The following is a 6,724-nucleotide window of genomic DNA, read 5'->3' on the forward strand; positions in this document are numbered from 1 at the left end:
GAATGAACATTACCATATCTCATTCATCATATTAGAGTTAAAGTAAGACTCATTCCATTTAACTTATTTTTATCGAGTTTTCTGCATTTAATAGGGTGATTGTTCTTTTTTTAGTGAAAACACCTGAAGCAGCGGATTGTCATGCCTTAGACCGAGTCTGCCGCAGCGGGAATCTTCGAGGATAATAAGTCAAACCTCTTTTAAATTGATGCGGTTAGTAATATCACTATCGTGAGGCAGAAGCAGAAAATCAGGAATGAAGCATCCTGACTTCAGAGCGGTGTCATCACGTCACACCGTGGATTAACACCGCGATAAATTCCCCTCCCTGGTCATTTCCCACTGTGTCCTAAGTCTGTGTGTTTTTTAGTCAGTTAGTGGTATGATAGACCACATTCATTCGGCGGGTAAGATCTATGTCATTCTTCGACAACGCAATGAAGCGCTTGAGGTCCACCTCTGATACCACGGTAACCTGTCCGGAATGCGGACATAAGTCACGGCAGCCTGTTAACAAAATAAAGAATGGCGCGACATTATTGTGTCCGCGCTGCAAGTCTATGTTTATCGTCACTAAATAATGTTTTCACCACATCCGTCACGATCCCCACCGGGGCGTGACGGATGTGGTGGCTGCCAGTCACCATGTGCCGGGCAGATTCAGGCATGCGAGAGCGTCGGGAACATGAGTTTACGTTCCTTAAAGATATTTTCTTTTGCCGTATAGATGAAAAGAAAATCATCAATCTCAATCTTCTCGTATTCACCCACTCTGTCTTCCTTGGGGCTAAAGCCTAAAATAACCTGGCGGGTATGCTGCGCCGCAAGTTCATTCACGATCTCCGTCATCGAACTTGCTCGGTCACAGAAAATGTCAAAACAGAGCAAGGCATGATCGTTTTGCATGGCGATCGCCACGGCATTATTTTTCTCCGAATAATAGACGAAGTGCTTCATAAACGCCGAGCAGTAGAACATCAACAGGCCGAAGTTATTGTGGGCCGAGAGGCGGGAAAACGGGTTGGATTTCTGATAATAGTATTTGAGGATATTCACATCGCTCTCTTTATCCATATCCAGCTTGCGAAAATCCCCGGCGACAGGCGTAACCGGCAGAGCGTACTGGTACTCATCGGTTTGTTCAAAGCCGAATTTAGGATAGAAATCAACGGTCGTAGAGTTCGCGAAGAGAAAAATACCGTCGGCCTGCTCCTGCCAGTCAGCCAGAATATGGTTAATCAGCTGGCTGGCCAGTCCCTTCTCACGATAATCGGTGGCGGTCATCACGGTACCAATCTGGATATAGCGCCGGGGCTGCCCCTGCCACATCAGATCGATAATGTTAGCCGACGCATTGGCAATGACTTTATTATTTTCAACAAACGCATAAGGAATATAGGACCCGGTCCAGTAGCCTTTTTGGTACCACTCTTTAAAAGAGAGGTCAAAGGTCTTAATTGCCAAATTAATGAAACTGTTTCTTAACACATTATCATTGACAACCTGCTTGACTAATTTATATTTCATTGGTCTGTATTCCCTTTTATAATTTCTGAGACCTGACATGGCGACTAGCAATTTAATATCAAAAATATGAGTTCATTTATAGCGTTGAGTATGAACTTTTCTCGATGTTTGTACAGTTTGTTCCTTCAGTGGTTTCTCAGGACGTTGTCTCGGTCACAGTACCTGGGAGCCGAAAGGGGGTGGCCGACGAACGCGTTGCCAGGTGAGTACTGACCCGTAACCGGCATCATTTTTTGCGGACTCATTTTTCGATAAAAGTTTCACTGGTAAAACTTATTAGGGCTGAGATTTAATTTCTATTAACTCTCTCGCATTCTACTTTTTATAAGCTTGACAACATATTTTCTCATTGCTAATAGTTAAGCCACATTTCAAATAATAAACAAAGTTTAATATATGAAACTCAGCGTCGGGAGTTATGACAACAGCACCACCGTAGATAATGAGACGGAAATATTGGCTGACTTTCAGCGGCGAAGTCAGCAAGCCTATCAGTGTGGCGAAAATATCATGACTTTTTCTTATGGTGAAAACCAACGGGAACGTATTGACTGGTTTATTTCTCCCGTCAGCAAGATGGGCACAATAATATTTATCCATGGCGGGTACTGGCAATCCTGTAATAAAGAGGATTTTGCCTTTATTACTGTCGGGCCGCTGGCCCGCGGGTTTGATGTGATGTTGGTGGAATATACGTTAGCGCCGCAGGCGTCGTTAACGGCGATCCACCGGCAGATTGGGCTCGCGCTGGATGCCATTGCTCGCCAGCCGGGTCTGTGCAGCCCGGTTTATCTGAGTGGACACTCTGCAGGCGGCCATCTGGCAGCCTGCTGGCAGATGCATCCGCGTGTCGATGCGGTACTGGCTATCAGCGGGATTTATGAGCTTGAGCCTTTGCTGACTACGGCAGTCAACCGGCCACTGCAACTGACACCCCAGGAGGTGAGCGACCTCAGTACGCTACGTCATTTACCGGAGAAGACAACGCCTCTGACGTTGTTCTACGGCACCGCCGAGCGAGCCGAGCTTATCGCTCAGAGTGAAAACTATGCTCAGCGCTTGCGCCAGCAGGGGAGGCCGGTTGACGAAATAGCCCTGCCGGATGTTAACCACTACACCATCCTTGACGCGCTGTTTGTCACCGATAGCGTACTTTTCAGCAGGCTTTGCCACGACGAGAATCCTTTATGCGAGAGGTAATTCACACTGGCCTTCCGGACATCGGTCAGCCGTTTTCCTGGGCGACACGCGGTGGCGGGATGCTCTTTACCGCGCATGGGCCGGTCCGGGCTGATGGCACAATTGAAACGGGTCCGACGGAACAGCAGATCGCCCTGACTTTTGATAATCTCGCCCAGGCGCTACGGGCGGCCGGGAGTCACAGCGATAATGTTCTCCAGGTAATTATTTATCTGACTGACGTCAATGATGTTGTATGCCTTGATAATATTTACCGGCGTTACTTCAATGCCCCTTATCCTAATCGTTCGACGGTGATCGTCGATAAATTAGTGGTTCCGGGAATGAAAATAGAAATTACCGTCAGCGCGACGGCCTGAAAACAAAAATAAATATTCACCTGCCAGTCATATTTATTATGGCTAAGGATACCTATGTTTGCAGAAATTAAACCGTCGACTCCGGACCCTATTATGTCGTTAATGGAAGCCTATTTACAGGACCGCAATCCGCGGAAAGTGAATTTAGGCATCGGCTTATATTATGACGAGCGAGGAGTCGTTCCGCTGATGCGGGCCGTCGGGCAGGCAGAGCGGCGCCTGCTGGCGCAGGAGCAGCCGCACAGCTATCCGCCGATTGAAGGCAGCGAAGGCGTTGCCAGTCAGATACAGACCTTGCTGCTGGGGCCTGCCGCTCCGGAGCAGGCGCTGGCGACGGTGCAAACCGTTGGCGGCTCAGGAGCGTTGAAGCTGGCGGCGGATTTTCTCGTTCACTTTTTACAGCGTAAAGAGATTTGGGTCTCTGATCCGACCTGGGCCAACCATCAGGCTATTTTTTCCGGCGCAGGGTTGCAGGTGAACAGCTATCCCTATTTCGACAATCTCCGCGGCGAACTGCGCTTTGCCGACATGCTGGCGGTCCTGCGAACGCTACCCGCCGGTACGGCGGTGCTGCTGCATCCATGCTGCCATAACCCGACCGGGACCGATCTGAGCCCTAGCCAGTGGCAGACGGTGTTGGGGGTGATTCAGGCGCAGCGCCTGCTGCCATTTTTCGATATCGCCTATCAGGGCTTTGGCGCCGGGCTGGAGGAGGACTGCTATGCGCTGAGGCTGGCGCTGGAAAACGATCTCGATTTTATCGTTGCCAACTCATTTTCGAAAAATATCGCCTTGTACGGCCAGCGGGTGGGGGGATTAACCGTGCGCTGCGCCAACGCGCAGAGCGCCGCTAACGTTCAGGGTGCCTTAAAAACGTTAATTCGCCGTAGCTATTCCTGTCCGCCGACCTACGGTAGCCGGATAGTCAACATGGTGTTAGCCGACGCGCAGCTCCGCCAGCTGTGGCAGGAAGAGCTGGCGACGATGCGTCAGAGGATCCAGCAGATGCGTCAGCGCCTGTCCGCCGGCCTGGAGCAGGGTGGTTCTCAGCTGGATTACCGGCGCATCCGCGATCAGTGCGGGATGTTCAGCTATACCGGCCTCGACGAACGGCAGGTGAGCGAGCTGCGCCAACGCTATGCCATTTATCTGGTGGCGCCGGGACGGATGTGTCTACCCGGTCTCAATGGTGACAACATTGATTATGTCACCGCCGCTATTCTCGATGTGACCACCCCCCGTCACTAAGGCAGGAACCGATGAAAGATCGCAAGCGTTTTGATGAGATTGCACAGCGCCAGGGTGGGCTGAAGAAACAGCTTACCGCCGGGCAGATGTCGATGTTGGCGATCGGCGGCGCAATTGGTACCGGGCTGTTTCTGGGCAGCGCCTACGCGATTCAGATGGCCGGACCGTCGGTGCTGCTGAGTTATCTGATCGGCGGCTTAATTGCGCTGCTGTTGATGGGCTGCCTTGCGGAGATGACATCCGAGCATCCGACTCCCGGCTCATTTGGCGACTATGCCGAGTTTTATCTCAGTCCGCTGTGTGGATTCCTGGTACGCTACTCCTATTGGTCCTGCGTGGTGCTGGCGGTCGGTACCGAGGTCACCGCGATTGGAATGTATATGCAGTTCTGGTTCCCGTACACGCCGGTCTGGCCATGGGTGCTGCTGTTCTCCGCCGTGGTGATAGTGATTAATGTTATTGGCGTGAAATGGTTCGGGCAGGTGGAGTATGCGCTCTCGACGATCAAGGTTCTGGCGATCGTGGCTTTTATCGTCATCGGCCTGGGGATCCTGGCCTTCTCCGCCAACCCAACCTACGGCCTGCATAATTTTACCAATGGCGGCGGGTTTATGCCGTTTGGGGTCAGCGGCATGTGGTTCGCGACCATTGTTTCTATCTTCAGCTATCTGAGCATTGAAATGATTGCGGTAGCGGCTGGAGAGGCGAAAAACCCGGTGGTGGCGGTGAAGTCCGCGTTTAAAGGGACCATCCTGCGCCTGTTTATTTTCTATATGCTGTCGATTGCGCTGATGCTGGCGATTGTGCCGTGGCGTCAATCCGGCACCAGCGAAAGTCCCTTCCTGGTGGCGATGAACGTGATTCACTTGCCGTATGCCGGCAGTATTTTTAACTTTATCGTCCTGATAGCGGCGCTCTCTGCGATGAACAGCCAGCTGTATATCACCACGCGGATGATGTTCTCGCTGTCGCGCGCCGGACAGGCGCCGGCCGCGTTTGGACGCATCAGCGCTCGCGGGATCCCGGTGAATGCGTTGGCAATCTCCTGCGTCGGCATTATGGTCTCTATCGTACTGAGTGTGCTCTACCCGCAGCAGGCGTTTGCCGCGATGATGTCTATTTCGGTCTACGGAGCCTGTTTTACCTGGCTGATGATCTTTATCACTCACCTGTTTTTCCGCCGCCAGCACAGGCAAACGGTGCTGAAATTTCGATTGTGGGGCTATCCCTGGAGCACGCTCCTGGGGGCCGTCCTGATGCTGGCGTTGCTGATTTCAACCGCGTTTACCGATTTCTTCCGCATGACGCTGTGGTTTGGCATTCCATTTACCCTGCTGCTGACCGGGCTCTACTTCTATAGCCGTCGTGCCCGGCCTAACTTAACGACGATTCCGGCGCCAGAATCCGATCGGGCGCCCTGAGATAAGCGCTCGCCGCCATCCGGAGGCGAGCACTTATTCGCTACGCTTACCCCCAGTCGCAAATAATAACATGATGACGGCGATGACAGTCAGGGAGCGCGCTGCAGCGAGCGGTGTCGTCACCTTCCGTCTCTTTTGGCGTCGGCGAAAAATAGCGGCGCAGGAGATCAGCAGCAAGACGAAAGTAATAATATGACGCCTGGACGCCGAAAAACCTGGCAGAGTGGGAGGAACTGCCCGTTTTTATCATTAAAAATATGATTGGGGTGGAGCTATTCTGTTTAATTATGGATAATGACGGTGCGAACAAATAAACATAATGCCCGTCAGTTTATTCTCAACGAAATATTTCCTGAGTCAGCCATCATGATGCCAGGCAACGCTTGCAGTGGTTGCTCCGGTATTAATTTTTTCCGGTTTATGCTGACGGGTCAGCAAGCGGATATATTAACACAAGAAGGAATGCCTCGATGGCCAATAAACACTGGTCAATCACCGAACGCCTACACCAGACGGTAACCAACCCGAATGTGATCATTCGCGGCAGTCACAGCTACTATAGTGACTGCTGGGATCGCGGGTTTGAACGTTGCGTGGTGCGCTACCTGCACGGCGATGCCGTCAGCGAAGGGTGGGAGCCCCTGGGCCATGTCGATAAGCTCTTTATTGGCAATTTCGTCTGCATCGCACCGGAAGTGGTGATCCTGATGGGGGGCAATAGCACGCATCGGATGGACTGGGTCAGCCTCTATCCGTTCGCGTCGTGCGTCAATGAAGCCTACCAGCCTCGCGGAGATACCGTGCTGCAGGATGGCTGCTGGATTGGCATGCGGGCGATGATTATGCCGGGCGTCACGATTGGCGAAGGCGCTGTGGTGGCGGCGGGCGCGGTGGTCACCAAAGACGTCGCACCCTATAGCGTGGTAGGCGGCAATCCGGCCACCTTTATCAAGTACCGTTTTCCCGAGC

7 protein-coding genes are annotated in these 6,724 nt (G+C 52.1%); 6 read left to right on the plus strand and 1 reads right to left on the minus strand.

Annotated elements, in window-relative coordinates:
* Positions 1 to 416: 416 nt before the first annotated feature.
* Entirely contained in the window at positions 417 to 581 is a 165-nt protein-coding gene (locus tag ACZAHD_RS10710) for a YnfU family zinc-binding protein (protein ID WP_462456752.1), read from the plus strand.
* A 79-nt stretch (positions 582 to 660) separates the two neighbouring features.
* Here the strand turns inward: ACZAHD_RS10710 and ACZAHD_RS10715 are convergent, their stop codons facing one another.
* Entirely contained in the window at positions 661 to 1,527 is an 867-nt protein-coding gene (locus tag ACZAHD_RS10715) for a GNAT family N-acetyltransferase (protein ID WP_462456753.1), read from the minus strand.
* Between the two features lie 396 nt (positions 1,528 to 1,923).
* Between ACZAHD_RS10715 and ACZAHD_RS10720 the strand changes: the two genes are divergently transcribed.
* The 5 genes from ACZAHD_RS10720 to ACZAHD_RS10740 all read left to right on the plus strand — a co-directional run.
* Complete coding sequence (locus ACZAHD_RS10720) at positions 1,924 to 2,727, plus strand: alpha/beta hydrolase (RefSeq protein ID WP_462456754.1); 804 nt, start codon at positions 1,924 to 1,926, stop codon at positions 2,725 to 2,727.
* Complete coding sequence (locus tag ACZAHD_RS10725; RefSeq protein WP_462456755.1) at positions 2,715 to 3,086, plus strand: RidA family protein; 372 nt, start codon at positions 2,715 to 2,717, stop codon at positions 3,084 to 3,086. The genes ACZAHD_RS10720 and ACZAHD_RS10725 overlap by 13 nt, the downstream gene beginning before the upstream one ends.
* Before the next feature lie 54 nt (positions 3,087 to 3,140).
* On the plus strand, positions 3,141 to 4,334 hold the full coding sequence (locus ACZAHD_RS10730; protein WP_462456756.1) for an amino acid aminotransferase: 1,194 nt from the start codon (positions 3,141 to 3,143) through the stop codon (positions 4,332 to 4,334).
* Between the two features lie 11 nt (positions 4,335 to 4,345).
* Positions 4,346 to 5,755: an amino acid permease gene (locus ACZAHD_RS10735; RefSeq protein ID WP_462456757.1), complete on the plus strand. Its 1,410-nt coding sequence runs from the start codon at positions 4,346 to 4,348 to the stop codon at positions 5,753 to 5,755.
* 470 nt (positions 5,756 to 6,225) lie between these two features.
* A partial coding sequence (locus ACZAHD_RS10740; RefSeq protein WP_462456758.1) for a CatB-related O-acetyltransferase occupies positions 6,226 to 6,724 on the plus strand: 499 nt, incomplete at its 3' end.

Origin of the sequence: Raoultella sp., from assembly GCF_039594335.1 — a bacterium.
In the GTDB taxonomy this organism is placed as follows: Bacteria; Pseudomonadota; Gammaproteobacteria; order Enterobacterales; family Enterobacteriaceae; genus Klebsiella.

Coding starts and splice junctions, on each gene's coding strand:
- ACZAHD_RS10725 (WP_462456755.1), top strand. CDS start 2,715: ATGCGAGAGGTAATTCACACTGGCCTTCCGGACATCGGTCAGCCGTTT.
- ACZAHD_RS10730 (WP_462456756.1), top strand. CDS start 3,141: ATGTTTGCAGAAATTAAACCGTCGACTCCGGACCCTATTATGTCGTTA.
- ACZAHD_RS10735 (WP_462456757.1), top strand. CDS start 4,346: ATGAAAGATCGCAAGCGTTTTGATGAGATTGCACAGCGCCAGGGTGGG.
- ACZAHD_RS10720 (WP_462456754.1), top strand. CDS start 1,924: ATGAAACTCAGCGTCGGGAGTTATGACAACAGCACCACCGTAGATAAT.
- ACZAHD_RS10710 (WP_462456752.1), top strand. CDS start 417: ATGTCATTCTTCGACAACGCAATGAAGCGCTTGAGGTCCACCTCTGAT.
- ACZAHD_RS10715 (WP_462456753.1), bottom strand. CDS start 1,527: ATGAAATATAAATTAGTCAAGCAGGTTGTCAATGATAATGTGTTAAGA.